Origin of the sequence: Streptomyces sp. NBC_00390, from assembly GCF_036057275.1 — a bacterium.
In the GTDB taxonomy this organism is placed as follows: Bacteria; Actinomycetota; Actinomycetes; order Streptomycetales; family Streptomycetaceae; genus Streptomyces.
Genome location: NZ_CP107945.1, coordinates 1,124,927 through 1,150,121 on the forward strand (window position 1 = coordinate 1,124,927; position 25,195 = coordinate 1,150,121).

General features: G+C 70.8%; 24 protein-coding genes and 1 pseudogene. 13 read left to right on the forward strand and 12 right to left on the reverse strand.

Features of this window, described 5'->3' with window-relative positions; genetic code table 11:
• Positions 1–104 precede the first annotated feature (104 nt).
• Positions 105–650 (forward strand): hypothetical protein, encoded by a 546-nt coding sequence (locus OHS70_RS04745; RefSeq protein WP_328393971.1) that lies wholly within the window; start codon positions 105–107, stop codon positions 648–650.
• Between the two features lie 124 nt (positions 651–774).
• Here the strand turns inward: OHS70_RS04745 and OHS70_RS04750 are convergent, their stop codons facing one another.
• Positions 775–1,959: a cytochrome P450 family protein gene (locus OHS70_RS04750; RefSeq protein ID WP_328393973.1), complete on the reverse strand. Its 1,185-nt coding sequence runs from the start codon at positions 1,957–1,959 to the stop codon at positions 775–777.
• Positions 1,960–2,299: 340 nt separating this feature from the next.
• Here OHS70_RS04750 and OHS70_RS04755 point away from each other — a divergent pair, with 340 nt between their 5' ends.
• The 6 genes from OHS70_RS04755 to OHS70_RS04780 all read left to right on the forward strand — a co-directional run bounded on the left by OHS70_RS04755 (position 2,300) and on the right by OHS70_RS04780 (position 8,222).
• Positions 2,300–2,785, forward strand: a complete 486-nt coding sequence (locus OHS70_RS04755; RefSeq protein ID WP_328393975.1) for a hypothetical protein — start codon at positions 2,300–2,302, stop codon at positions 2,783–2,785.
• Positions 2,786–3,248: 463 nt separating this feature from the next.
• Positions 3,249–3,674: a contact-dependent growth inhibition system immunity protein gene (locus OHS70_RS04760; RefSeq protein ID WP_328393977.1), complete on the forward strand. Its 426-nt coding sequence runs from the start codon at positions 3,249–3,251 to the stop codon at positions 3,672–3,674.
• 274 nt (positions 3,675–3,948) lie between these two features.
• Positions 3,949–5,451 carry an MFS transporter gene (locus tag OHS70_RS04765; protein ID WP_328393979.1) on the forward strand — a complete coding sequence of 501 codons (1,503 nt, stop codon included), beginning with the start codon at positions 3,949–3,951 and terminating at the stop codon, positions 5,449–5,451.
• Between the two features lie 60 nt (positions 5,452–5,511).
• A complete protein-coding gene (locus OHS70_RS04770; RefSeq protein ID WP_328393981.1) occupies positions 5,512–5,952 on the forward strand; it encodes an SRPBCC family protein in 441 nt (146 codons plus the stop codon).
• 68 nt (positions 5,953–6,020) lie between these two features.
• Complete coding sequence (locus OHS70_RS04775; protein WP_328393983.1) at positions 6,021–7,382, forward strand: carotenoid oxygenase family protein; 1,362 nt, start codon at positions 6,021–6,023, stop codon at positions 7,380–7,382.
• Positions 7,383–7,592: 210 nt separating this feature from the next.
• Entirely contained in the window at positions 7,593–8,222 is a 630-nt protein-coding gene (locus tag OHS70_RS04780) for an ABC transporter permease (protein WP_328393985.1), read from the forward strand.
• Positions 8,223–8,266: 44 nt separating this feature from the next.
• On the opposite strand, the gene OHS70_RS04785 is transcribed toward OHS70_RS04780, so the two are convergent.
• Positions 8,267–8,446: a hypothetical protein gene (locus tag OHS70_RS04785; RefSeq protein ID WP_328393987.1), complete on the reverse strand. Its 180-nt coding sequence runs from the start codon at positions 8,444–8,446 to the stop codon at positions 8,267–8,269.
• On the opposite strand from OHS70_RS04785, the gene OHS70_RS04790 reads away from it, so the two are divergent.
• The gene (locus OHS70_RS04790) at positions 8,445–9,416 is read left to right on the forward strand and encodes a helix-turn-helix transcriptional regulator (protein WP_328393989.1); all 972 of its coding nucleotides are present in this window, start codon (positions 8,445–8,447) and stop codon (positions 9,414–9,416) included. The genes OHS70_RS04785 and OHS70_RS04790 overlap by 2 nt on opposite strands.
• Before the next feature lie 476 nt (positions 9,417–9,892).
• Complete coding sequence (locus tag OHS70_RS04795; protein WP_328393991.1) at positions 9,893–12,427, forward strand: WD40 repeat domain-containing protein; 2,535 nt, start codon at positions 9,893–9,895, stop codon at positions 12,425–12,427.
• A 259-nt stretch (positions 12,428–12,686) separates the two neighbouring features.
• Here the strand turns inward: OHS70_RS04795 and OHS70_RS04800 are convergent, their stop codons facing one another.
• From OHS70_RS04800 to OHS70_RS04810, 3 genes are all read right to left on the reverse strand, one after another.
• Positions 12,687–13,976, reverse strand: coding sequence for a sugar ABC transporter permease (locus tag OHS70_RS04800; RefSeq protein WP_443062562.1), 1,290 nt, complete (start codon positions 13,974–13,976; stop codon positions 12,687–12,689).
• On the reverse strand, positions 13,973–14,767 hold the full coding sequence (locus OHS70_RS04805; protein WP_328393993.1) for an ATP-binding cassette domain-containing protein: 795 nt from the start codon (positions 14,765–14,767) through the stop codon (positions 13,973–13,975). Before OHS70_RS04805 ends, OHS70_RS04800 begins: the two co-directional genes overlap by 4 nt.
• A 69-nt stretch (positions 14,768–14,836) precedes the next feature.
• Complete coding sequence (locus OHS70_RS04810) at positions 14,837–15,949, reverse strand: sugar ABC transporter substrate-binding protein (RefSeq protein WP_328393995.1); 1,113 nt, start codon at positions 15,947–15,949, stop codon at positions 14,837–14,839.
• Positions 15,950–16,266: 317 nt separating this feature from the next.
• Here OHS70_RS04810 and OHS70_RS38995 point away from each other — a divergent pair.
• A pseudogene (locus tag OHS70_RS38995) lies at positions 16,267–16,509 on the forward strand (leucine zipper domain-containing protein); the annotation flags it as partial.
• 574 nt (positions 16,510–17,083) lie between these two features.
• Here OHS70_RS38995 and OHS70_RS04820 read toward each other — a convergent pair.
• Positions 17,084–17,209 (reverse strand): hypothetical protein, encoded by a 126-nt coding sequence (locus OHS70_RS04820; RefSeq protein ID WP_328393999.1) that lies wholly within the window; start codon positions 17,207–17,209, stop codon positions 17,084–17,086.
• Between the two features lie 62 nt (positions 17,210–17,271).
• On the opposite strand from OHS70_RS04820, the gene OHS70_RS04825 reads away from it, so the two are divergent.
• Positions 17,272–18,654 (forward strand): BBE domain-containing protein, encoded by a 1,383-nt coding sequence (locus tag OHS70_RS04825; RefSeq protein ID WP_328394001.1) that lies wholly within the window; start codon positions 17,272–17,274, stop codon positions 18,652–18,654.
• Here the strand turns inward: OHS70_RS04825 and OHS70_RS04830 are convergent.
• Complete coding sequence (locus OHS70_RS04830; protein WP_328394003.1) at positions 18,540–19,946, reverse strand: glycosyltransferase family 87 protein; 1,407 nt, start codon at positions 19,944–19,946, stop codon at positions 18,540–18,542. The two genes, OHS70_RS04825 and OHS70_RS04830, sit on opposite strands and share 115 nt — an antisense overlap.
• Positions 19,947–20,159: 213 nt before the next feature.
• Between OHS70_RS04830 and OHS70_RS04835 the strand changes: the two genes are divergently transcribed.
• Positions 20,160–21,275 carry a molybdopterin-dependent oxidoreductase gene (locus OHS70_RS04835; RefSeq protein WP_328405413.1) on the forward strand — a complete coding sequence of 372 codons (1,116 nt, stop codon included), beginning with the start codon at positions 20,160–20,162 and terminating at the stop codon, positions 21,273–21,275.
• Positions 21,275–21,754 (forward strand): hypothetical protein, encoded by a 480-nt coding sequence (locus OHS70_RS04840; RefSeq protein WP_328394005.1) that lies wholly within the window; start codon positions 21,275–21,277, stop codon positions 21,752–21,754. The genes OHS70_RS04835 and OHS70_RS04840 overlap by 1 nt, the downstream gene beginning before the upstream one ends.
• Positions 21,755–21,790: 36 nt before the next feature.
• On the opposite strand, the gene OHS70_RS04845 is transcribed toward OHS70_RS04840, so the two are convergent.
• The 5 genes from OHS70_RS04845 to OHS70_RS04865 form a co-directional block, all read right to left on the reverse strand.
• Positions 21,791–22,459 (reverse strand): methyltransferase domain-containing protein, encoded by a 669-nt coding sequence (locus tag OHS70_RS04845; protein ID WP_328394007.1) that lies wholly within the window; start codon positions 22,457–22,459, stop codon positions 21,791–21,793.
• Entirely contained in the window at positions 22,456–23,079 is a 624-nt protein-coding gene (locus OHS70_RS04850; RefSeq protein WP_328394009.1) for a TIGR04282 family arsenosugar biosynthesis glycosyltransferase, read from the reverse strand. The genes OHS70_RS04845 and OHS70_RS04850 overlap by 4 nt, the downstream gene beginning before the upstream one ends.
• Positions 23,076–23,753 carry a glycosyltransferase family 2 protein gene (locus OHS70_RS04855; protein WP_328394011.1) on the reverse strand — a complete coding sequence of 226 codons (678 nt, stop codon included), beginning with the start codon at positions 23,751–23,753 and terminating at the stop codon, positions 23,076–23,078. Before OHS70_RS04855 ends, OHS70_RS04850 begins: the two co-directional genes overlap by 4 nt.
• Positions 23,750–24,808, reverse strand: a complete 1,059-nt coding sequence (locus OHS70_RS04860) for an NAD-dependent epimerase/dehydratase family protein (protein WP_328394013.1) — start codon at positions 24,806–24,808, stop codon at positions 23,750–23,752. Before OHS70_RS04860 ends, OHS70_RS04855 begins: the two co-directional genes overlap by 4 nt.
• Positions 24,809–25,017: 209 nt before the next feature.
• Positions 25,018–25,194: a hypothetical protein gene (locus OHS70_RS04865; RefSeq protein ID WP_328394015.1), complete on the reverse strand. Its 177-nt coding sequence runs from the start codon at positions 25,192–25,194 to the stop codon at positions 25,018–25,020.
• Between the last annotated feature and the right edge of the window lies 1 nt (position 25,195).

Here is a 25,195-nt window from a genome sequence, read left to right on the forward strand (position 1 = left end):
CTCGACCGCGACGGTACTGCCTTGTGCGGCCGAGGCAGCTCCTGCACCTTCTCCATGAACGCCGTTGCCACGGCAGCAGCGTATTCCCTCGGCGAGAGGTCCACGTGAGTCGCCCTGACACCTCACGGCAGCACACCCGGGTCAGGCCGCGGATCGTCGAGCGATGGCGCGAGTCGGCGGACCGGAACCTCACCCCCACGAAACGGTCGCTGATCGTCACGTGGATCTCCTTCGGCACGACATGGGGCGTCGTGCGGCTGATCACGCACGGCATCCGGGGCGGGTGGCTGCCGTGGGGGAACATCTCGGCCGGCGGCCAACACCTGCACCACTACAACCTCGGCATCGCCACCCTCGCCGGCGTCGGCCTGGTCGCCGTACGCGGCGACGAACGGGCCATCGGGCACCCCGCGGTCGCGGCTGCCTACGGCGCCGGAACAGCTCTGATCACGGATGAGTTCGCCCTGCTGCTGGACCTGAGCGACGTCTACTGGGACAAGCAGGGGCGGCTCAGTGTGGACGTCTCCCTGGGCTTCCTGTCCGTACTCGGCGCGTATCTGACCGCCAAGCCGTTCTGGGACGAGGTCGCCCGTGTCACCCGCCACCACGTGGCCTCCGCGGCCAGGCGAGGCGTCTCGGCGGCCGTATGACGGGGTCAACCGCGGCCTCGGCCCTCCCTCGGGGAGCCGGGAGGAGCGAAGGCCCCGCCCGGGACTCGTAGCGCCCGCGGGAGGGACGCGGACAGCCTGTCGATGCAGCTACCGGCACTCGCGGTCAGAACCTCACGGGCAGCGCGACCAGTCCGCGGGCACGCATCGACGGCCGCCACCTCAACTCGTCGCGCGGCACGTCCAACGCCAGAGCGGGGAACCGCTGCAGCAGCGCACTCACGGCGATCTGCGTTTCCAGCCGTGCCAGAGGGGCGCCGACGCAGTAGTGGATGCCGTGACCGAGGGCCAGGTGCCCACCGTCCCGCCTGTCCACATCGAGACGGTCGGGGTCGGGAAACCGGTCGGGATCACGGTTGGCGGAGGCCAGCGACAGCATCACCGTTTCCCCGGCCGGGATCGTCACCCCGTCGATCTCCACGTCTTCGACAGGGAAACGGCGAATGGCAAGAAGCGCCGGACCGTCGTAGCGGGCGAACTCCTCCACTGCGCCTTCGACCTTGGCCGGGTCGTCGCGGAGCGCGGCCAGTTGCTCCGGGTGGTCAAGAAGCGCCAGCACAGCGGTGCCGATGAGTTGCACCGTGTTCTCGTAGCCGGCGAACAGCATGAGGAACGCGAGTGATGTCAGCTCGTCCTCGCTGAGCTTGTCACCCTCGTCGCGCACGTCGATCAGATCCGTCAGCAGGTCGTTGCCCGGCGTGCGCCGTTTCTCGGCAACGAATTGGGTGAAGTACGCCAGCATGGCGGGCACGGCCTGCTTCGCCGCGCCGGGATTCTCGGGATCCGGGGCGACCAACGCATCGGTCCAGGCCCGGAAGTCCCGGCGCGAGTCGTGCGGCACGCCCAGCAGGTCGCAGATGACGGCGATCGGCAGCGGCGCAGCGAACTCCGCGACAAGGTCGGCGCGCCCCCGGCCGGCTACGCCCTCCAACAGCTGGTCGGCCAAGGTCTGCACGCCCGGACGCATCCGCTCCACCCGGCCGGGCGTGAAGGCCTTGCTGACAAGGCGCCTGATCCGGGTGTGGTCCGGCGGGTCCATGTTCAGCAGGTTGCGGTCGAGGGCCGGGGGAAGCGAGAAGCCTCGGTAGTTGCCGGGAAGCCGGTACACCTTGTCCAGGGAAAGCCGCGGGTCGGCCAGGAGTTGCCGCACGTCGGCATAGCGGGTGACGATCCAAACCGGCAGCCCGTCCGGCCCGGTGACCCGGTGCACCGGCCCCGCCTCGCGAAGCCGGGCGTACGCCGCGTGAGGGTCAGCGACCAGGGCGCGCGGGTCAGGAAGAGTGGTAGCCATGGCGGGCAGCCTAGGACGATCATCCGGGGCCGCTCCCCGTACCCCTCCGTCAACTGACGGACCATCAGAAGCGTCAGCGACCACCAGAGCGTCCAGGTGGTCATTGACCTCGGCCTTTGTATGACCTTGTGGCCGAACCATCGACAGTGGGACCAGCGGCTCGGTGACCTCCCACAACCCGTCCGGAAGCTCCCCCGATCGTCAGCCCCGCACGTAGGGGCCCGTACGGGCCGAGGAACGAGCCTCAATCACGCTCCGCCCCTCCCTGCACAGCTTTGATCAGTGCAAATGACCGAAATGCGGCTCGCGCGGCCACCCGTCCGTGTGGTGGTCTGTCGCCGTGGAGGGGATCATCGCCGGCGCCTTGGCCGTCATAGGCACCTTGCTCGGCTCTGTGACAGCACACCGTTTCCAGGAAAAGGCCACCAGCCGAGCCGAGGGACGCGCCCGCACCTACCTCCAGCACGAGCGGCTGTTTGACACCTGCGCCAATTTCATCGGCCTCGCCGAGGATTACCGCCGGGCCCAGTTCGACCGCTGGTCACGCCATGACGAAGACCCTGACGGAGAAGCAGCCGCTGTCGCCCGGGCCGAGTCCTACCGGCTCCATGTCGAAACCCGCAGCAGCGCCTGCCGCCTCAGGCTCGCCAGCAGCCGGGCAGACGTGCAACAGCTCGCCGATCAGGCCAATACGGTCCTTGAACTGACCAGCGCGATCGTACGCACCTCTGACAGAGCCGACATGCTCAGACGCGGTGAGACCGCCCAGCATGCCTGCGACGCCTTTGTCGTCGAGGCCAACGCCGTACTGCACCCCAGTAGCTGACCGGGCTGCAGAACAACAGCCAACGCGCCGGACCCGGTTCACCTTCGCCCACGCGGAGAGGACCAGGGTCCAGGGTCCGCGCCCGCCGGGTCGGCCGCCTGGGCGCCCTCCGTAACCCGCTCGCGGCAGCGGCCCGCGACCTCGCGGTCCGTGTCACGCCTGCTCGCCCGGCCCTGCGCGGCATGGACGACCTGTTCAACGGCTTCCGCCTCCCCGGGTAGCAGGGGACCCGCCAGGTTCTTTCGTCAAAGTCCCGCCTGGCCTGCGCCGTACCTCGCTTCATCGTCGCACCGCCCAAGTACGTCCAGTACTCGACCGGACCTCTGCCTCACGATGCACGGCACCGGACGACGCGGGGCCTGCCTGTGCCACTTTGACCTTCGCCCGTCCGCCGTGGCCACTTGCCACCTGGGGCGGCGGCCGGCGCAGCGGACCCTGCCGGTTCAGGGCCGAGAATGAACCCATGGACCGCCTGCTGCACCTCGACCGCACCCTCGACGAGCTGGACCCGCCCCGCTGGACGGCCCCGGCCGTCGACGCGACCCACCTGGTCCGCAAGGTGCATGAGTTGCGGTGTGTGCCGCTGAGCGAACTCCGCCCGGCGGATCTGCGCACGCTCATCTCGCAGCGGGTGGCCCTGCCGCACGTCCTGCCACTCGCGGTGCGCTTGCTGCTCGAGGCGCCGCTCTTGGACGCATACTTCTACGAGGGGGATCTGCTGCTGGCGGCGGTCGAAGCCCCGGCCTCGGCCTGGGCGGCGCTGCCGGACCTCGCCGCGCGGCTGCGCGCCGTGATCACGACTCTGCCGGAGGCGGCAGTCGCCGAACTGCCGCGCGGCGCCGCCGAGAAACTCACCCGCTTCGTCGCGCGGCCCGGATCACCTGGCTGACCTGATCAAGATGCCGGCGAGGGGTTCGCAAGCCGGTGCTTCCCTCAATGGCGATCCGGGCGACGCAGCGGCGGAGAAGGAGAGGACCGGGCCGTCGTGTCGTGCGGGCTCGTCCGTGATGCCGTGCGTGGATCCGGAGCCATGGAGGGCTGAGCACTCGCGCCGGCGTGCATCCGGGGCAGGGCTCCTCGTGGACAGGTGCGGACAGGACTGGACAGTCAGCGCCCCTGCAGGGCATGGAAAGTGGACACCGCCCGACATGAGGCTGTGCGCCATGAACCTTGGACGCACGAAGGACCAGGCATCCCCCGCTCGCCGGCCAGGGGCGGTGCTCGCGGCGCTCGCCGCCGCGCAGTTCACCGTCATGCTCGCCACCTCGATCGTGAACGTGGCGCTGCCGCAGATCCGTGCCGGGGTGAACCTGTCGGCCGACGGCACCACCTGGGTGATCAACGCCTATGGCCTGGCGTTCGGGGCACTGCTTCTGGCCGGGGGGCGGGCGGCCGACCTCCTCGGTCGCCGCCGGGTGCTGATCGCCGGCCTCGCGCTGTTCGCGGGGGCCTCACTGGCAGCTGGACTGGCCACCTCCACGGGCGTCCTGATCGCAGCCCGCGCGGTTCAGGGGCTCGGCGCCGCCGCCATCGCCCCGGCCGCACTCGCCGTGGCAATGGGCCTGTTCCCCTCCGGCGCCGGCCGCGGCAGAGCCCTGGGCGTGTGGGGCGCGGTCTCCGGCGCGGGAGGAGCGGGAGGCGTCCTGCTGGGCGGCGTACTCACCCAGGCATGGGGCTGGCCCTGGATCTTCCACTCCGTCGCGCTCGGGGCGGTGCTGGTCCTCGTCTCCGTGGCGGTCCTCGTGCCAGAGGCTGCCGTTCGGGAGTCCGCGCGATTCGACCTCCTGGGCACCGCCACTGTCACCGTCGCCCTGACCTGCCTGGTCTGGGGCTTGACCACCGCACGCGGCACCGGCTGGACGGATGCCCGAGTGCTCGGTGCCCTCGCCGGTGCCGGCACGCTGCTCGCGGCCTTCGCCGTGATCGAGATCCGCCGGCCGAACGCGCTGATACCCCCGCGGCTGCTCACCACCGGTCGCGTCGCCGCGGGAAACCTGCTGATGGCCCTTCTGGGGTCCGTGTGGATCGCCCTTTTCTTCTTCCTGCCGCTCTACCAGCAGCAGGTCCTCGGAATGGGCCCGTTGGCCACCGGAGCGGGCCAACTCCCGCTTGCCGTGGCCAATATGCTCGGCGCCGCCGTCGCACCTCGCATCTCCCGGCGCATCGGCGGCACCGCGACAGTGACCGCGGCCCTGCTCACCGAGGCCGCCGGACTGCTGTGGCTGTCACGGCTCAGCGCCGACGGGAGCTACCTCGTCGACGTCCTCGGTCCGAGCATCCTCGTCGGACTCGGCCTGAGCATCGCCTTCGTCCAGCTCACCGCACTCGCCGTGGACGGTGTCCCGCCACAGGACGCGGGTCTGGCCGGCGGGCTGGTGAACACCACCCGCCAGGTCGGCGGCGCGATCGGTCTCGCCGCCCTGGCCACCCTGGCCGGCTCCGTCACCGCCCAGGCATCCATCCACCAGCCCCACGTGGAGGCGCTCAGCGCCGGTTACCGAGCCGCCTTCTCCGTCTCGTCCGCGGTTCTGGCCGCCGCCGCACTCCTCGCGCTGCCGCTCACCCGTCACAGGCGCAGTACCCGCGGCATCCTCCCGCCCACCGCGGCCACTTCCACGACGCCGCCCCAACAGGACCGGGCGCCCCACTGCGCACCCACCGCCTGATCCCGGATCCAACAGCCAACCCGACGCAACCCGATCCACCACCACTGATGAGGCCATCACATGCACACCATTGACTCCACCGCGCCCGTCGTCGTCAGCGTGACGACGGTCATCGACGCCCCGCTCGCCACCGTCTGGTCGCTCCACACCGACATCGACAACTGGCCGGTCTGGAACGCCGACATCGACCAGGCCAGGCTCGGCGGACCGGCGGCGGTCGGCACCGACTTCACCTGGCGCACCCACGGGATGAACATCACCTCCACCATCCACGAACTCCTCCCCGGACAGCGGATCGTCTGGGGCGGGACCGTCGAGGGCATCGTCGGCATCCATGCATGGACCTTCGAGCGGACCGGCGACCACGTCGTCGTCCACACCGAGGAGTCCTGGAGCGGAGATCCCGTCGACGCAGCGGCCGACGAACTCGCCACGGCTCTGAGGACCTCCCTGGAGAGCTGGCTCGAATGCCTCAAGGCCCGTGCCGAGCAGTCGACCTGAGGCGCCCTCATCACAGCGCGCAAAACACACCACGCATGACAACGACGACGAAATCCGAGGACCTGAGCATGAGCAGCACTCCCTATCTGACCGGCCACTACACCCCCGTCACCGACGAGATCACCGCCACCGGCCTCACCGTCGAGGGCACCCTGCCCCCCGAACTGACCGGCCGGCTGATCCGCAACAGCCACAACCCGAAGCCCGGCGTCACACCGACCCATTGGTTCAAGGGCAGCGGCATGGTCCACGGCATCCGGCTCCGCGAGGGCCGCGCCGAGTGGTACCGCAACCGCTGGGTGCACACCCCCGCCCTGGACGGCGCTCCCTACATGACCGAGCGCGGCCCGGACCTGACCGCGAGCACCGCCGGAACCCACGTCATCGAGCACGCCGGACGACTGCTCGCCCTGTGCGAGGCGAACTTCCCGTTCGAGCTCACCCCGGACCTGGAGACGGTCGGGGCCCATGACTTCAACGGCCGGCTGCGCACGGCCATGACCGCACATCCCAAGGAGGACCCGGTGACGGGGGAACTCCACTTCTTCGGCTCCTCGCCGTTCCCGCCCTACCTCGTGTACCACGTCTCCGACGCCAAGGGCGAGATCGTCCACAGCACCGAAATACCGGGCGCGACCGCCTCGCTCAAGCACGACTTCGCCATCACCCGCCGCCATGTCGTCTTCATCGAGGGCAACGTCACCTTCGACCCCGCCGAGCACTCCGGCATCCCCTACGGCTGGAGCGACCGGCAGCCCTCCCGCATCGGCGTCATGCCCCGCACAGGCGATGGTGCCCGGCACGTCCGCTGGTTCTCCATAGAGCCCGGCAACATGCTGCACGTCGCCAACGCCTACGAGGACGGCCAGGGCCGCATCGTCCTGGAAGGCCCCACCGTGGACCGCGAAGGGTTCCAGCTCTCCTGGAACTGGTGGGTCGGCGCGCCCGAGCGGGGAACCGAGCCCAACACCCGCTCCTACACCCGCCGCTGGGTGATCGACACTGCGGCCGGCACCGTCGACGAGCGGATCATCGACGACCTCGCCGTGGAGTTTCCGACCCTCAACGAGAACTACCTGGGCGCCGAGCACCGCTACCAGTACGCGGTGTCCTTCCCCGACCAGGAAGGGTTCGGTGGCTACGGCGTCGTCAAGTACGACCGCACCACCGGCGCCCGCCGCATCCACCAGGTCGGCGACGCGCGGCTGCCCAGCGAAGCGGTGTTCGTCCCCGCGGCCGGCGCCACAAACGAGGACGACGGTTACCTGCTCACCGTCATCTCCGACCTCAAGCAGGACGCCTCGCAGCTGCTGGTCCTGGACGCCGCCGGCCTCGACCGGATCGCCACCGTCCACCTTCCCCGCCGGGTGACCGCCGGGATCCACGGCTCCTGGATCCCCGACAGCGCCCTGGACAACGGCGAGGACTGAACCCAAACCGTTCCGCGGCACAGCCGGGGACGACCACCGGTGGGCGGCTCCGGGCCGACCTCCCAGAGCCGCCCACCGCCCCCTTCGGGGCGTTGACTGCCGGTCAGGTCACCGCCCCCGCACGGCCCGGCGGCTGCACACCGGCCCGAGCCGCCCGTGCTGTTCCCGAACCCCTCACTCACATCCGTAAGCCACCCTGGAGGATTCCTCATGTCCATCGCAGCCCCCGACTCTCCTGTCGCTGCCATTGCCAGTGCCACCCCGAGTCGTCTCGTGAACGAGGTCGACAACCGCGCGGCCTACGTCAGCTTCGGACTCGCCAACCTGCTAGGACACGGCGCCGCCGCAGTCTCCCAGGGCGAGAGCCCCTTGCTCGCCCTGCCCGGCTGGCTGCCCACCACACTCCTCGGAATCGGGCTGGCAACCGGCATCACCCAGGCCACCGTCGCCGCCCTGCAGGCCCAGCGCGGGGCATCCGGGCCGGACGTCCTTTCCGGCAAACTGCTCGGCGCCTCCTGGATCGCCGCCTTCACCGCCCTGTTCCTCGCCATCACCGGCCTGACCTCCGCCCTGGACATGCCAGAACTGCAGCCCATCCTCTGGCCCGCCGGCTCCGGCCTCATCGTCGGTCTGCTCTACCTCGCCGAAGGTGCCGCACGCCGCAACCTGCTGCACTACAGCCTCGGTGTCTGGCTGGCTCTGACCTCCGCCGCGGCGCTCTTCCTCGGCACCCCCGGCCTCTACTGGGTCCTCGCCATCGCAGTCGGCGGCGCATACGCGCTCGCCGCGGCCCTCGAACGCCGCCGCCTCGTACAGCACGCAGGGCATCCCCAGCACTGACGGCACCCACTTCTCCGCGACATCCAGGCGGCCGAGTCAACCGTCTACCAGGCGGCCGACTCCATCCGCTCCTGGCGCGCCTGACGGGCGCCGAGGATCGCGAGGTCTTGCTCCGGGTTGATGTCCTTGGTGAGTTTCCACCCTCGGTTCTTCAGGGGGTCGGTGAGGCGGAGAGGACGGCCCGGGCGGCGTCCGCCTGGAGGTCGACGTACGTTTGCGGCCATGCGTGCCAGTCGACTCGTCTCTCTCCTCCTCCTGCTGCAGAACCGCGGACGGATGACCGCCGCCGAGTTGGCCGAGGAGCTCGAGGTGTCGGTGCGCACGGTCTACCGGGACGTGGAGGCGCTGGGTGCCGCGGGGGTCCCCGTCTATGGCGAGTCGGGACACGACGGTGGCTACGCCCTGTTGGACGGCTACCGCACCCGGTTGACGGGGCTGACGGCACCGGAGGCGGAGGCCCTGTCCCTGGCCGGGCTGCCCGGACCGGCCGCCGAACTGGGCCTGGGGTCGGTGCTGGCAGCGGCGGAGCTGAAGCTGGAGGCGGCGCTCCCGGCGGAGCTGCGGTACCAGAGTCGGCGTATCCGAGAGCGGTTCCTGCTGGATGCTCCGGGCTGGTACCGGGAGGCGGACGAGGCGCCCCATCTGTCAGCGGTGGCGGCTGCGGTGTGGCAACGGCGGGCTCTGCGGGTGCGCTACCGCCGATGGCAGGCACCGCAGGTGGTGGAGCGGAGGCTGGAGCCGTACGGCGTCGTGCTGAAGGCCGGACGCTGGTACACCGTCGCCGCTGCCGGTACGGGCGGCGAGCCGCGGACGTATCGGATCGGGCAGATCCTCTCCCTGGAGCAGTTGGACGAGGAGTTCACCCCGCCGGCCGGCTTCGACCTGGCCCGGCACTGGCAGGAGCACACCGCCCGGCTCCAGGAGCGGCTGTGGCGGGGCAAGGCGGAGATCCGGATCTCTCCGGTCGGCATCACCCGCCTCGCGGACTTCGCCGCTCAGGCCGTGATCGACGGCGTGCGCCGGGGAATCCGGGAGCCTGACGGCTGGTGCCGGGCAGTGATCCCGATCGAAGACCTCGACCACGCGGCGTCCCAACTGCTTCGGCTGGGCGCAGAGGTGGAGGTCCTCACACCGCCCGCGCTGCGCAGCCGCATCGATGCGACGATCCGGTCCATGGCGATGCTCTACTGCTGAACCACGCCCGCCGCGCGCACCCAGGCCTTCTGCCGGGCCCACTCCGAGATCCCGTCCGATCGAAGCGATCGGACGGGAACTCGTGAACCGTCCACGAGCCGGCTGACAACAGGATGGGGTCCTTGCCGGCCACCATCCGCTGGGCGGCGGCCCGTTCGTCGGCGGCCATGCCGACACCGGCGTCGTCGACGATCACCGAGACGCCGTGGTGGGCGTGTTCAGGACGCCGGAACGCGTGGCGCCGGCCCCGGACCCGGCCCGCAAGGACGCCAAGGCGGCGGCGGTCGCGGCCAGCGAGGCGCGCGCGATCGCTGTCAGGAAGCGTGTGGAGGAACGAGCGTGCGAGCCGGAGTCACATGGCCGGTCGGGGCAGGACCGCCGCCGGTGTCGGTGGCCGTCGGTAGGGTCCGCGGACAGGAAGTGACCCCGCCGCCTTGCGGTCGGGTCGGACGGGGTGGACCGGCGAGGAGCGTGCGGTGACGGTGGGGAGCGGATCTGATGAGTGCACGGTGGAGGCGGACGACCTGTCGGCACTGTTGCGGCCCTTGGCTTTCGCGGAGGGCGCCGGTCTGCCTCCGGCCCTGTGGGCGGTGCTGGCCAGCGCCCTGTCGGGTCACCCGTGGACGACTCAGGATGTGAGTGTGTTCCGGGACCGGTGGGCCGAACGCCTGGACGAGACGGTGACGCCGACGGCCTCCGACTACCGGCTCCGGGATCCGGCGGAGGCCCTGCGGCTGCGCGACCGGGGAGATCGGGCCGGCGAGCAGGAGACTCAACGCGCAATCACTGCCGCGCTGCTGGCCGAGGTGCCCGCGGACGGCGGCACCGGGCGCCGCGACTGGTCGGCCGCCGCCCCGTACATCGTCCGGCACCTCGCCACGCACGCAGGCGCGGGCGGTGTCCTGGACGAGCTGCTGGCGGATGCCGACTACCTGGTCCACGCCGACCCCGGCGGACTTCTGCGCGCCCTCAACGTCCCCGGCTCGGCCGCGGGGCAGATACGGCGGAGCGTCTACCGAGCCTCGGCAGACGTCCATGCCACCGTCGGCCTGTCGCAGAGGCGGGACATCCTCGCCGTCGACGCCGCCCGCCACGGCGAGCTCGGCCTCGCCCAGGAGCTTTCCCGCGTCCGACCGTTGCGGCCACGCTGGGCGACCGGGACGATGGTCCACCTCGCGCTGCGCCTCACCAAGGCGGGACGGGGCGTGAACACCGCCGCCTGCGCTGTCATCGGCGGACGGCCCCACGCGGTGACCGGCTGCTACGACTCGAACGTCCGCGTGTGGGACCTGGTGGACGGTACCGAACACCTCGTGATCACCGAGGACGACGGCGTCTACGCCCTGGACTGCGTCGAGATCGACGGGCGCCCCCACGTGGTGACCGGGACCTGTTCCGGCGGTGTACGGGTGTGGGACCTGAACACCGGGACCGTGCGAATGGCCCTCGGCGGACACAAGGGCTGGGTACGCGCTGTCGGCTGTACGGTGATCGGCGGTCGGCCCTACGCGGTCACGGCGGGCGAGGACTGCGTCGTCCGGATGTGGGATCTGGTCGACGGTTCGGAGCATGCGCGGATGCCCGGCCACACCGACGAGGTACGGGCGGTGGCGTTCGCCGAAGTCGGCGGCCGCCCCGTGGCCGTGACGGGGGGTTATGACAACACCGTGCGGGTCTGGGACCTGGAGGACGGTGTCGAACAGGCCGTGCTCACCGGCCACACGTCCGCCGTCTACTCGGTGGCCTGTACGGTGATCGACGGTGTTCCCCACGCCGTCACCGGGAGCGGCGGGGAGCACACGGCACGCGTGTGGTGCCTCACCGACGGCTCGGAGCGCGCCCTGCTGAGCGGGCACACCTCATGGATCTCCGCGGTGAACTGCGTCAGCCTGGACGGCCGCCCGCACGCGCTGACCACCGGTGGCGACCGCACGGTCCGCGTATGGGACCTGACCGACGACTCGCAGCGCGCGGTCCTGACCGGACACGACGGCTATGTGGACGTGCTGGCCTGCGCGGAGGTCGAGGGCCGCCCCTACGCGGTGAGCGGCGGGCATTCCTCGCGCCCCCGTGTATGGGATCTGAGTGACGCCCTCCGGCAGCCTGTCGCGCGGAAGGGTCACAGCGGAACCGTGGAAGCCGTGCATGCGGTGACGATCGAGGGCCGCCCTCACGCAGTCACCGGCGGGGACACCACGGTGCGGGTATGGGACCTTGCCGACGGGACGGAACGACTCACCCTTACCCACCAGCACAGGGTGGAGGTGCTGGCGTGCGCGACGGTGGACGACCGCCCTCACGCAGTCACCGGGGCCTGCTGCGGAGACGTCCGGGTGTGGGACCTTGCCGCCGGGACCGGGCTACGGAGCCTGCCGGGACACAACCATCGGGTGGAGACGTTGGCGTGGGCCGACGTCAACGGCCGTCCGCACGTGGTCACCTGCGACCAGGACCGCACCGTGCGGGTGTGGGACCTGGAGGACGACACCGGCCGTCCGTTCCTCACCGACCGCACCCGTTCTGCGGTGCGCGGCATGGAGTCCGTCGCCATCGACGGCCGCCCCCACCTGGTCACAGGGAGCGATGACGCCGCGCTGCGAGTGTGGAGGTTCACCGCCAAGAGCCGGCGCGTCACCGCCACCGTGCCCACCGGGCACCACTCGATCCGCACGCTCGCACACACCGTCATCGACGGCCGCCCGCACGCCCTGACCGTAGGCGGGAACGACACCGTCGTACAGGTTTGGGATCTCACGGACGGCACCCTGCGGGCCACCCTCCCCGGGCACGCCTCGGGGGTGCTGGCGGTGGCGTGTACCACGCGGGACGGCCGCACGGAGGCCATCACCCTCGACAACGGCGGCACGGTGTACGTCTGGGAACTCGCCGAGGTCCGGCTCCGGGAGAAGGTCGAACTACCGGCGCGAGCCCAGTGCGTGGCGGCCGTCGGGCCGGACCTCGTCATCGGGATGGGCGACGACGTGGTTGTGCTCACTCGCGACGACGTCTGACCTGCACCAGAGGGGCCGGTCCTGCCACCGGTCCCGGCAAGGCGTCGTTCTTCGTTGGCACTGTCCCGCAGTACGAGTGGGCCGGGGACGCGGCCTGCCGGGCTGCGGCGAACGCATCACCGACGGCACCGCCGCGCGCTACGTCCCCGTCGGCCACCGTCGAACTCGCGCACAACGATGACCACACTCGCGATGCGACGGTATGCCCCTGTGGGGAGCGCGCCCGCGGTTCATGGACCCTGTCCGGGCGCCTGCGCGGTCAAGCCCTGCCGTGGGCCTTCTGCGAGATGCGTGACAGCGAGTCGAGGGCCACGGCGGCGAGGAGCACACCGCCGGTGATCACGGATTGCATGGGCGTGGGGATGCCCAGAAGGACCATGCCCGACGCGATCGACTGGATGACCAGCATGCCGAGCACAACGGACCAGGTCGTGCCCCGGCCGCCGAACAGGCTGACACCGCCGATGACGGCCGCGGCGACGGCGTTGATCAGCAGGATGACGGAGCCCGAGGTCTGGCCCACCGCGGCGACGCGTGAGGCCAGGAAGAGCCCGCCGACAGCGGCCAGTGTCCCGGACACCATGAACGCGGAGATCCGCAGCCACACCACACCGATGCCGGCGCGACGGGCGGCCTCGGCGCCTCCGCCGATGGAGAAGATCTTCCGTCCGTAGAACGTCCGGCGGAGGACGAAGTCCAGGACGACGACGAACAGCAGAAAGATCAGAACGGCGAGCGGCAGACCCTCGAACCGGTTCAGCACGTAGGCGGCGGCGAACGCGACCAGCGCCACGGCGCCGGTGCGCACGGCGATGACGCTGAGCGGCCGGGACAGTACGCCGAAGGCCCTGCGGCGGCGTGTGTCCCGGTAGGACATGAGGAGGAACGCGGCCACACTGAGTGCGGCCAGCCCGTACGCGACTGCCGGGTCGTGGAAGTAGTACGTGGTCAGTGCGTGGACCAGACCCTCCTCGTGGAGGTTGATGGTGCCGCTCGCACCCAGGATGTAGAGCATGAGGCCGTTCCAGGCCAGCAGTCCGGCCAGTGTGACGACGAACGCCGGTACGCCGATTTTGGCCGAGAAGAAGCCCTGTACGGCACCGATCGCCGCTCCGGCGAGCAGGGCGGCGACAATCGCCAGCCACTCCGGCACGCCGTTGTTCACGTTCAGCACGGCGAACACCGCCGCCGTGAACCCGCTGACCGAGGCGACCGACAGATCCACCTGGCCTATCAGCAGGACGAAGGCGATACCGAGGGCGATCATGCCCGTGCCGACGATGTCCACGCTGAGGTTGGACAGGTTGCGGGGCGAGAGGAACTGTGGGTGAAGACCCTGGAAAATGGCCCAGAGCAGGATGACGAGGATGATGCCGGGCAGTGATCCGAGTTCGCCGCTGCGCAGTTTGGCGATGAAATCGCCGGCGTAGGTCCTGAAGCCCCTGTCACCCGCCGTCCGGTGCTGGTCGACGGCCTCGGGTGCGGCGGGGGCAGATCCGCCACCCGCCTCGGTGGGATCGAGGTTCGCGGAGGCGCGTGTCCTTTTCACATCGCTCCCTCCCACGCGCGGGTCCTGCGATGGGCGACGGCGTTGTCGGTGGCGCCGGTGATCGAGGAGACGATCTGCTCCTGGGACGTGGTCGGCACGCTGAAGAAGCCGTTGTTTCGACCGAGATGGAGCACCGCGACCTGGTCCGCGATGGCCTTGACATCCCCCAGGTTGTGGCTGACGAGGAGAACGCCGACCCCGCGTTCCCGCATCCGGTCGATCAGGTCGAGGAAGTGGGTGGTCTGTGTGACGCCCAGAGCAGCCGTCGGCTCGTCGAGGATGAGCATCCTGGGCTCGTTCAGCAGAGCGCGCGCGATCGCGACCGTCTGGCGCTGGCCCGCGGAGAGAGAGGCGACGGGGACGCGGACGCTGGGGATGCGTATGGAAAGGGTGTCCAGCAGTTCCAGTTCACGGGCACGGCGCTCCATGGACACCTCGTCCAGGACTCCGGTCCTGCCGATCTCATGGCCGAGGAAGAGATTGCCGACGACATCGAGGGTCTCGCACAGCGCGAGGTCCTGGTAGACACCTGCGATGCCCAGGCCCTGGGCATCGCGGGGGCGGGAGATCCGGACGGGACTGCCGTCCCACTTGATGACGCCCTCGTCGGCGGGGGCGACGCCGGTGATCACCTTGACGAGGGTGGACTTGCCCGCACCGTTGTCGCCCACCAGCGCGACGACCTCCCCGGCGTGGATCTCCAGCTCGACGTCCGTGAGCGCCCAGACGGCGCCGAACCGCTTGGAGATTCCGCGGAGTGCCAGCAAGGGTGCGTTCGGCACGTGAACCACCTCCTTCGCCCGTCCCGTCCGGCCGCAGATGAAGTGGCACGGCGTTGCGGGAGGGGCGGCGTCAGGCGCCTATTCGATGAGTCCGATATTCCGGCAGGCTGCTTCGAGCGCGGGGGTGCAGATCTGGCTGACCGTGTGGTGACCGCTCTTGACGACGGTGTCCTTGACCGTGTCGCGGGTCACCGGGACGAGGGGGCCCAGGACGGCCGGGATCTCCTTGTTCGTGTCGTTGCTGACGCGGTCCTTCGCGATGGTGTCGAGCTTTTCGCCGCGGCCCAGCGCGACGGCCATCTCGGCGGCGGCCGCGGCTTCTGCCTCGAAGGACTTGTAGACGGTGACGTATTGCTCGCCCTTGACGATCCGCCGCACGGCCGAGAGGTCGGCGTCCTGACCGGTGACGGGAGGCAGCGGTTCGCTGCCGGCGGCCTTGAGCGCGGTGACCACGCCGCCCGCGAGCCCGTCGTTGGCCGACAGGACGCCGTCGATACGGTTCGCGCCCAGCTCGGCGATGGCGGCCGACATGTTCCTGAAGGCGTTCTCCGGAATCCACTCGGCGGTGTAGTACGACCTGGCGATCTTCACCTTGCCCTCGAGAACCGAGAGCGCGCCTTTCATCAGGTCTCTTGTGTTGGGGTCGGTGGGGTCACCGTTCATCATGACGATCTGGCCGCCACGCGCCTTGGGACCCATCGCCTTGAGGAGCTCCTCGGCCTGGATCCTGCCGATCTCCTCCGAGTCGTAGCTTGAGTAGGCCGAGACGGGGCCCTCGGCGAGGCGGTCGTAGGAGACCACCGGGACATGCGCGTCGCGGGCTCTGGTGATCGAGGAGCGGAGTGCCTTGTCGTCGACGGGATCAAGGATCAGGACCTTGGCACCGTCCGCGATCATGGACTCGATCTGCTGCTGCTGAGTGGCCACGTCCGCCGAGGCGTAGGCGTGAGTCACCCTGCAATCGGGGCACAGTTCCTTGACCCTCTTCACGATCAGGGGTTTGTCCGCGGTCGCCCAGCGAGCGGTGTGGGTGTCCGGGAGCAGCAGCCCGACCGTGAAGCCGTCGCTGCCGGAGGTTCCCCCGCCCGCGTCCTCGCCTGCCTCGCCGCCGCAGGCGGTAAGAACGGCGAGCGCGCATCCCGCCGCCACGGCGACGGCAGTGCGGCCCGGACACTTCTTCGTCCGAGACATCTTCCTGCCACGTCTCCGGAGACTGTCCACCGTCTGGAGCCGAACCGGCATAGACCCCAATGTATGGGAAATTCTCAAGCAGTGGCGGCCGGACGGATACGGCGGCCCTCGCGCACCGACAGGGTGATCAAGCCCAGCACCACGGGTCCCGATGCCGGCTGCGGCCTGCTGCGCTACCGGGATGGCTGCCGGTCACCGTGCAGGGCGCCGGTCCAGCTGTATTGGTCACGAGCGTTGTCGACGCGCACGGGTCTTGATCGTGGTGAAGGCCTCCGCGTGTGGTGGAGGTGTCGAATCTTCACCGCACGGAGGCCTTCGTGCCCCACCGTAATGCCCGGCTGACCGTTTGTGGCAGGCGGCTGCTAGGTGATCGTGTCCGTTCCGGCCGTCCGGTAGCTCGTGTCGCGGCCGAGACGGGTGTCTCCCGCGACACGGCCCACACATGGCGGCGCTCGCTGCCGAGGGCGAGCCCGGGCTGCGGGACAGGTCGCACCGGACCCCGCCGACACCAGGCCCGCGTGTGCCGACCGGGCCAGGACCGCAAGCTCGGACCGGCCCGGCCTGAACAGGCCCCTGTAGCTCCTTGCGCTGCACGGCTGACCGCCTCGAGAAGGACACGGAGCATCAAGGATCCATCACGTCATGTGACCAGAACGGCGGCGGCTCCAGCCTGGGAGGGCGCCTGTGCGCGGTATGACATGGTTCCGGCGCCGCAGCCAGGTGCGGATTGCCTTCGAGCTGCAGCCCGCGCCCGGGCAAGTGGCAGGCACAGCTCGCCGACCGGCACTCCGCGCTGCCGGCACGGCCACGTGCGAGAGTCTGGAGATCATCAAGGTCTTCCCCGCCCGCAGGTCGGATGGTGCGGCGGCGCTCTTGGGGCGACACGGTGAATCCCATTGTGACGTCAGGGGCAGGGCACTTGGTGCTGACCGTTCCGCTGCTCCTGGCCGAGACGGCTTGCCCCGTTCACGCTCCATAAGCGGTGGTGACGGCGGGCAATCCGGGTGCTTGGCGCGGTTGTTCCACGCGCGTGCACAGGCGGCGGCCCCGAGGAATCCCTGGGGCCGCCGCCTGTGATCTACAGTCCCTCGTCGTTCACGGGTGGGTGGCGTGTCCTCCTGTGCCATCCGTCCCTCATCTCTTGGGCGTGGCCGTCTGCGTGGCCCTTACGCCCCCTGCCTCCGCATCGTCTTCGGGCCCGTCGTAGTTCTCGCCGGAGTCGGTGGTGAGCGCGGCGTACACCTCGGGGTCGGCGTGCACCTCGGCGGTGTTCCGCCACTCGGTGGTGAGCTGCGCGACGGCGCCGTGGCCGCCGCGTCCGAATGGCCCACCGCACCGGGCCTACAACAGGCGCGGCCGGACGGTGCTCGTTCACCTTCCGGTACGAGCGGTTCGAGGGCACCGTGGGGATCTACCGGTTCCGCTGGAGCCTGGACTCCGCACTGCCGGTGATCGCCACCGCGCAGCAGATCGCCCAGGACACCCTGAACGACAAGCGGTTCCATCTGCGTCTCGGTATCGGGACCAAAGGGCTGACCAGGACGCAGATCCATGCGGACGCCAACGTCAACGCCATCGGCCAGTACTACGGCACTGTCGAGGAACTGCGTGCCATCCTCGCCCCGCTGCTCGAGATCGGCACGGCTGAGGAGCGCGCCCGAAACAGCGCGTCCGTCCGTGAGGTCACCCCAGGCGAGGCGAGCGTGCTGCTCAGTGCCACCACGCCGGTGGAACGCTTCGCCGCCAAGTCGGCGATCCTTCACTCCCGGACACTCCTGACCGATCAGCAGGTCAGCGCGGCAGCTGAGCGCCTGCTGGACTGGCCGGGCAGCGGCAACGAGGATGGAGCCGGGTTCGCAATGTTCGCCCTCGGCGGTGAGATCAACCGGGTACCGCCAAACGCGACCGCCTTCGTGCACCGAAACGGCCTCTTCGTCTTCGCCGCCGAGACCTCATGGGCAGATTACGATCACCCCGGTGTCGCCGAGGCCAACCTGCACTGGCTCAAGGAGTTCTACGCCGGCATCTTCCGCGACAGGCCACCCGAACACGCGTACCAGAACTTTCCCGATCCGACGTTGAAGGAGTGGCGGCGGGCCTACTACGGCGCGAACTACCCCCGCTTGGTCCGTGTGAAGCAGAAGTACGACCCGACCGGCTTTTTCAGCTACCCACAGGCGATCGGCACAGAAGTGTCTGAATTAACGCGACAGAGCCGTAGGTTCGGGTGCGGTCTGTGCGCCGTATCGGTCACCGGCCGCGGCCGCCCTGTCGTACAAGGTCCAGCAGGTGAAGGTGCCGTCCGAGCTGTGGGCCTCGTGCGACCGGGCGCGGCGGGTGATCACGCGGCACCGGTCGGAGATCCTGGCCGCGTACGGGTTCTACGGCGTGGCCCGTACCCTCACGTCGACCGTAGCCTCCATCGTGGACCGGTACCGGCAGTTCGCGCGAAAGCTGTTCGCCGCCCGGGACGCCTGCACGGGCGAGCAGCGGATGGTGATCCTCGCCCGTGCGCCCGTCATGTGCCGACCACGCTTCAGGAACAGCACCGGAGCCGGAGCAGTGAACGCAGACACAACGATCCTTCGAGTCAGGAGGGGATCCACTGGGCGGTGTCGGTGCCGGCCCGTTCGTCGCGGCCGTGGGGGTGTCGCACGCGCCGTAGGACGCAGCCGGTGAGCACCGCAGCGGCTGCGACGGCGTAGGCCGTGGTGCCGATGACGTCGGCGTCGCCCCCCGACTGGGTCGTGACGTATTTGGCGGCACCGGCCGCGGCGACCGTCAGCCACTCCCAGCGGCCGTCCAGGGCCACGAGCGCGACGAGGAGCAGCGCGTACCACGAGTAGCCGGGTGTCAGCAGGAGGAACGCCGTGCCGGTGACCAACAGGGCGCCGCGCCACGGCCGCCCGGGGTCGCCGCGCAGCAGCACGTATCCGACGACGCACAGCATGACGACGGCGACCGCCGGGACTGCCCAGCCGTCGGGCAGCACAACCCGCAGCAGGGCGTAGCGGTTGCGGGCCGAAGCGTCCTCGTACCCCTCCTCCTCGACATAGCCGGTCAGATAGCCCAGGACCGAACCGTCGGAGAGCAGAACGTACGGGAGATAGGTGAGGGCGACGACCGCAGCGGCGGGCAGCAGGACGGCGGCGGCGTCACGCCATCTGCGCACCCCGGACAGCGCGCCGGGCAGCACGATCGCGGGCAGCAGCTTGGTGGCAGTGGCGGCTCCTAGGAGGGCGCCACCCACCGCGCGGTGCCGTACGACGACGGCGAGACCGGCCACAGCCAGGAGCACACCGAGGACGTCGGCGTGGGCGTTGTTGACCGCTTCGACGGGCACGGCCGGACACCAGGCCCAGTACGCGGCGTCTCGCGGGTTGCCACGTCGGCGCAGCACCAGCAGCAGCGCGCCGGTCACGCCCACGGACAGCAGCGCGCCCCCGGTCTGGAGCGGCTTGTGCCGGGAGTCATCGGGGGAGAGCGCGTGGACCAGCAGGAAGTAGCCCTCCGCCACTGGCGGGTAGATGGTGTGGACGCTCGGCCGGTTGAGCCGGGTGCAGTGGGTCTCGCCTGCGGGGCCGGGTATCCGTGCGCGCTCCGGTCCTACGCAGCCCGGGCCGGTCGGGAAGAGCCAGGGATCTCGCAGCGGGGCGAGGGCGGGGTCGGCGGGCGTGTGGTCGTACGGGGAGATCCCGGCCGCCTGCACCCGGCCGTCCCAGGCGTAGCGGTACGCGTCGCTGCTGGTGCGTGGAGGAGCGAGGAGGCCGGTCGCCGCGACGATGACGGAGCCGCCGAGGATCATCGCCGCTGCATGACGGACGGGGACCTTCCTCAGGGACCGGACCGCCAGTGCGAACAGCAGCCAGCAGGCCGCGTACCGGCAGGCCAGGCCGACGGAATCCGTGTAGTAGCCGTCGTGGCGGACGGTCAGGACGAGTGTGGTGGCCAGGGCGGCCAGCAGCAGGCCGGTGCCGAGTGTGCGCGGGTTGATCACACTGCTCAGCGTGGCAGCCGGCGCCCCCGCGGACAGGCCGGCAACGCCCGGTGTCAGCGATCCGTAAGGTGTCGAGGCAGCGCCGTACGCCCCGTGTGGGGGTGTGATGGAGACATGAGATTGCGACGAACGGGGCTGAGGCGTGGTGCCGTGACATCCCTCAGGGGCCGGCTGCGCGGGTTCACGGGGCGACTGCCGTCCGTCGGGGCGTGGTTGCCGTCCTTCAAGGGGCGGCTGCACGATCCGCGTACCGCGACGGCCGTCGGGCGCTGGCTGGGTGTCGCGATCGCGGTGTGCTTCGTGACCGGGGTGATCAGCCACTTGCTGCAGAAGCCGCCGGACTGGCTGCAGCAGGAGCTGCCGCCCCGCCCGGTCTGGGGCTACCGGCTGACACAGGGGCTGCATGTCGCGAGCGGGATCGCCGCGATCCCGCTGCTGATGGCGAAACTGTGGACCGTGTACCCGCGGCTCTTCGTCTGGCCTCCGGCCCGCTCCGTGCGGCACGCTCTGGAGCGCCTGTCGATCGCCGTGTTGGTGGCAGCAGCCGTGTTCCAGCTGTTCAGCGGGCTCTTGAACACCGTGCAGTGGTATCCGTGGCCGTTCGCCTTCGTGCCGGTGCACTTCGCCGTGGCATGGGTGCTGGTGGGCGCGCTGCTGCTGCACATCGCCGTGAAGGCCCCGGAGATCAAGGCCCACTGGAGCCGTCGCTCGCCAGGGACGCTGGAACTCCCGGCCGAGGACGGGCCGGACCGGCGCTCGTTCCTCGCGGGAGTCGCGGCGGCCGTCGGCGCGGTCACCCTGGTCACGGTGGGCCAGTCGTTCACCCCGCTGAAGCGGTTCGACCTGCTGGCGCCGCGCCATCCGGACCACGGTCCGCAGGGGCTTCCGGTCAACCGCACCGCGGCTGCGGCCCGCGTCACCACGGTGAGCACCGAGCACTGGCGGCTTACGGTGGCCGGGCCCCGCCCGTACGACCTCACGCTCGACGAGCTGCGGGCCATGCCCCAGCACACCGTGACCCTGCCCATCGCCTGCGTGGAAGGCTGGAGCAAGTCCGCGCAGTGGACGGGCGTACGCATCCGGGACCTCCTGGACCGGGCCGGGGCACCGCCCGGCGCGCTACTGCGCGTGGTCTCGCTGGAGAAGCGCGGAGCGTACCGGATCATGGAGATGGGCCGGGGTTACGCACGCGACCCGGTGACTCTGCTCGCGCTGCGGCTGAACGGTGAGCTCCTCTCCCTTGACCACGGCTTCCCTGCCCGCATCATCGCCCCGAACCGGCCCGGCGTGCTCCAGACCAAGTGGGTCACCCGACTGGAGGTGCTGTGATGCTGCGGTTCGCGGTGGGCACTGTCGGCGTCGCGTTGATGGGCTTCGGAGCCTGGCTGCTGTTCGGAGCGGGCGACGTGCGGGATCCGTGGGACGCAGTGGTGTGGCTGGGAGGAGCGATCGTCCTCCACGACCTCATCATCGCGCCTGTGGTCCTGGCGGTGGGCTTCCTGCTGGCGGCCCTTCCCGCGCGCGGCACGCTCCGGGCGGTCCTGATCGTCTGCGGCGCACTGACCCTGGTCGCCCTGCCCCCGCTGCTGCGCCCGGGCGCCCCCACCAACCCGTCGGCGCTCCCGCTGGACTACCTCCGCAATTGGCTGCTCACCCTGGGCGCCGTCGCAGCCCTGGCTGCCGCCGTGCTGATCCTGCCCCGGGCCGGCCGGGCACTGGCCGCGTGGCCGGCGCGCTGGCGTTCCCGCCGTCGCGAGGAGACCCATGGGAGCAAGGGCGACCAGGAGACCGGGGACGGTATGCCTTAGATCTTCGCGGGCCGTGGGTACGGCTTCGGCGTTCGGTCACCCGCGGGACAGGGCCGCGAAGGTGCGCCCGGCGACCGTCCACGGCACTGCGTGGCTCCAGCCTGTCTCAGTGGCGCAGACGAGGAGCGCGCGCAGGCCCAACCGTGCCCAGGGGAAAGCCACTCCGAGGGTCCCCTCGCCGTCCACAACACGGACCTCCACACGCTCGTCGACGTCCACCGGGGCCGCCTCGGCTATCAGCAGGCCGTTCGGGGCGACGAGTTGGGCGACCCGGGACAGCAGGGCACGGGGGTCGCCGCCGATCCCGATGTTGCCGTCGATGAGCAGCGCCGTACCCCAACTGCCCTCCCTCGGCAGCGGATCGAAGACCGACCGGCACAGCGCGCTGCCGCCCGAGCCGACGGTGCGCGCGACCGCTGCCGGGCTGACGTCGACTCCCAGGGTCGGCCGGCCCAGCCCGGCCAGCGCGGCCACGAGCCGGCCGGGGCCGCAGCCGATGTCCAGGACCGGCCCCCGGCAGTGTTCCAGCACGGTGAGGTCGGCTTCGTCCGGGTCAGCGCACCAGCGCTCGACCTCCAGCGGCAGCATCCAGCCGTCGGCGCGGCGCAGGAACAGCGGACCGCGCCCGGTGCGCAGGGCGTCGGTGTACGGGTCGGCCCGCCACGCCGTGGCAGGCGGCGTTCCCGTGGGAACCGTCGTCGTCAACGAGCCCCCGCCCCGGTCAGCCGCTCCACTGCCGCGGCGAAGCGGCTGCCCGGCGTTCGGGCGGCCACCAGACGGACGTCGTCGGGTGTGTCGACGTCCCGCAGCTGGGGAAGATCCCGCACCGTCAGCCCCGCCTCGACCAGTCGCCGCCGCTGTACGGCCCCGGTCTCCGGCACGGACATCGGGACCCCGAGCAGCAGCCCGGGATCGGGCTCGGCCAGGCCCAGCGCCCAGAAGCCCCCATCCTCGGCAGGCCCGATCACGGCCCCGCGCCTGGTGAGTTCCAGACCGTGGGTGAGAAGTGCGGGTGTCACCTGCGGGGTGTCCATGCCGATCAGCAGGGCAGGCCCGGAGCAGGCCGCGAACGCGGCGGCGAGCCGCGCGTCCAGGCCGCCCCCGGCCTGCGGTACGACGTCGATTCCGGCCGGCAGCCAGGCGCCCGGTACTCCGTCGAGCACCAGGACGTGCCGCGCCGCGGCGGTGGCTCGTACCGCCTCCAGCGTGTCGGTCAGTGCCGCCTCGGCCAGCACGGCGGCCTGCTCGGGCGTGTACCAGGGGGTGAGCCGTGTCTTGACCCGTCCCGGCACGGGTTCCTTCGCGATGACGAGCAGCGTGGTCATGCCGTCTCCTTCAAGGGCGTCTCCGCCAGCACCGCCCGCATGTCGTGGACCGTCTGCCACGTGCCCCGCCAGGTCCCGGTCACCTTGGACCTGCCGGTCCTGGTCAGATACGGCACGTCCAGCTCGGTCACCCGCCAGCCCGCGTCGGCTGCCCGGACGACCATCTGCAGCGGATAGCCGCTGCGCCGGTCCGTGAGGCCGAGGCCCAGCAGGTCCTTGCGGCGCGCCGCCCGCATCGGGCCGAGGTCCCGCAGGGACAGCCCGGTGCGGCGGCGCAGCATGTGCGCCAGCACCAGATTTCCGGCGCGGGCGTGCAGGGGCCAGGCGCCGCGTGCCTGCGGCCGTCGCCGGCCCAGGACCAAGTCCGCCTCGCCGTCGGCGAGGCGTCGCACGAAGTCCGGCAGCAGCCCCGGATCCAGCGACGCGTCGCAGTCGCAGAAGCAGACGTACTCCGCCTCGGCGGCCAGCAGACCCGCGTGGCAGGCGGCGCCGAAGCCGCGCCGCTGCTCGTGCACCACCGTCGCGCCCAGTGACCGTGCAAGCTCCGCGGACCCGTCGGTGGAGCCGTTGTCGACGACGACCGCCCGCCAGCCGACCGGAATCCGTTCCAGGACCCAGGGGAGCGCCGCCGCCTCGTCCAGACAGGGCAGGACCACATCCACGGTCACGCTCACGCGACGGCACCCCTCAGACCTGCCGTCGCGAACTCCGCCATGCCTGTCGCGAAGGCGACCTCCGGCTGCCAGCCCAGCTCGGCCTTCAGGCGGCGCGAGTCGGCGGTGATGTGGCGTACGTCGCCGAGCCGGAACTCCCCCGTCACCACAGGCGCCGGACCGCCGTGCGCGGCAGCCAGCTCGGCCGCCATCTCCCCGACCGTGTGCGGAGTTCCACTGCCCGCGTTGTAAGCGGTCAGCACGCCGGACGCACGGCCGCCCACCGCCTCCAAGGCCACGGCGTTGGCGTATGCCACATCCCGCACATGGACGAAGTCCCGCCGCTGGCGCCCGTCCTCGAAGACCCGCGGCGCCTCGCCGCGCTCCAGCGCCGAGCGGAAGAAGGAGGCCACCCCCGCGTACGGAGTGTCGCGAGGCATCCCCGGACCGTACACATTGTGGTAGCGCAGCGCGACGGCCCGGCCGCCCGTCGTCCGTGCCCAGGCCGCAGCCAGGTGCTCCTGGGCGAGCTTCGTCGTCGCGTAGACATTGCGCGGGTCGACCGGGGCGTCCTCGTCCACCGGACCGGGCACCAACTCCTGCCCACAGACAGGGCACTCGGGCTCGAACCGACCCGCCTCCAGGGCGACCACCGGCCGTGGGCCGGGCCGCACCCGCCCATGGACCGGGCAGTCGTAGCGGCCCTCGCCGTACACCACCATCGAAGAGGCCAGCACCAGATCGCGGACCCCGGCCTCCGCCATCGCCGAGAGCAGCACGGCCGTGCCCAGGTCGTTGCAGGCAACGTACTCCGGCGCATCGGCGAAGTCCTTGCCGAGGCCGACCATCGCCGCCTGATGGCACACCGCGTCCACGCCTCGCAGCGCCCGCCTGACGACTTCGCGGTCCCTGATGTCCCCCTGGATCCAGTCGGCGCCGGCGGCCGTCGGCGGGGAACCGGGGTGGACCGAGGGGAGCAGGGCATCGAGGACGGCCGGATCGTGGCCCCGCGTGGTGAGCACGTCCACGACGTGCGTACCGATGAAGCCCGCTCCCCCAGTGATGAGTACTCGCATGTCACCGACGCTACGGTGCGGATCACTGTCCGCCCCTGACCCGCGCCGGGCCGTCACAGGTCCGTAAGGACCTCCTGCCGGCCTGACGCCCGCCGCTCGCTCACCGGTGTTCGGGGTTCGGGTGGTCGAACCGGCAGCGTCCCACTCGGAGCGCTGGTTGCCGTGCGCCGGGATGCCTCCGGCCTGCTTGGGCATGGCGGCGAGATGCATCAGGTGTGCAGGGCGTTCGAATCCCGGTGGAACCGGCTCCACCTGCTGCGCACCCTGCTCGCCCTCGCCGCGTTCGCGCTGCTCGTCGCCGCGATGCCGTGCCGCGAGAGGGCGGGCCGGTGCCCGTGGACCACCACCTCGGCGGCGGCGCGACCGTGCGGTACGCGGGTTGCCACG

Excerpts from the sequence above, each read along its gene's own strand:
- OHS70_RS04750 (WP_328393973.1), bottom strand. The coding sequence starts at position 1,959 with ATGGCTACCACTCTTCCTGACCCGCGCGCCCTGGTCGCTGACCCTCAC.
- OHS70_RS04760 (WP_328393977.1), top strand. The coding sequence starts at position 3,249 with ATGGACCGCCTGCTGCACCTCGACCGCACCCTCGACGAGCTGGACCCG.
- OHS70_RS04765 (WP_328393979.1), top strand. The coding sequence starts at position 3,949 with ATGAACCTTGGACGCACGAAGGACCAGGCATCCCCCGCTCGCCGGCCA.
- OHS70_RS04770 (WP_328393981.1), top strand. The coding sequence starts at position 5,512 with ATGCACACCATTGACTCCACCGCGCCCGTCGTCGTCAGCGTGACGACG.
- OHS70_RS04775 (WP_328393983.1), top strand. The coding sequence starts at position 6,021 with ATGAGCAGCACTCCCTATCTGACCGGCCACTACACCCCCGTCACCGAC.
- OHS70_RS04780 (WP_328393985.1), top strand. The coding sequence starts at position 7,593 with ATGTCCATCGCAGCCCCCGACTCTCCTGTCGCTGCCATTGCCAGTGCC.
- OHS70_RS04790 (WP_328393989.1), top strand. The coding sequence starts at position 8,445 with ATGCGTGCCAGTCGACTCGTCTCTCTCCTCCTCCTGCTGCAGAACCGC.
- OHS70_RS04785 (WP_328393987.1), bottom strand. The coding sequence starts at position 8,446 with ATGGCCGCAAACGTACGTCGACCTCCAGGCGGACGCCGCCCGGGCCGT.
- OHS70_RS04810 (WP_328393995.1), bottom strand. The coding sequence starts at position 15,949 with ATGTCTCGGACGAAGAAGTGTCCGGGCCGCACTGCCGTCGCCGTGGCG.
- OHS70_RS04825 (WP_328394001.1), top strand. The coding sequence starts at position 17,272 with ATGGCCCACCGCACCGGGCCTACAACAGGCGCGGCCGGACGGTGCTCG.
- OHS70_RS04840 (WP_328394005.1), top strand. The coding sequence starts at position 21,275 with ATGCTGCGGTTCGCGGTGGGCACTGTCGGCGTCGCGTTGATGGGCTTC.
- OHS70_RS04850 (WP_328394009.1), bottom strand. The coding sequence starts at position 23,079 with ATGACCACGCTGCTCGTCATCGCGAAGGAACCCGTGCCGGGACGGGTC.
- OHS70_RS04860 (WP_328394013.1), bottom strand. The coding sequence starts at position 24,808 with ATGCGAGTACTCATCACTGGGGGAGCGGGCTTCATCGGTACGCACGTC.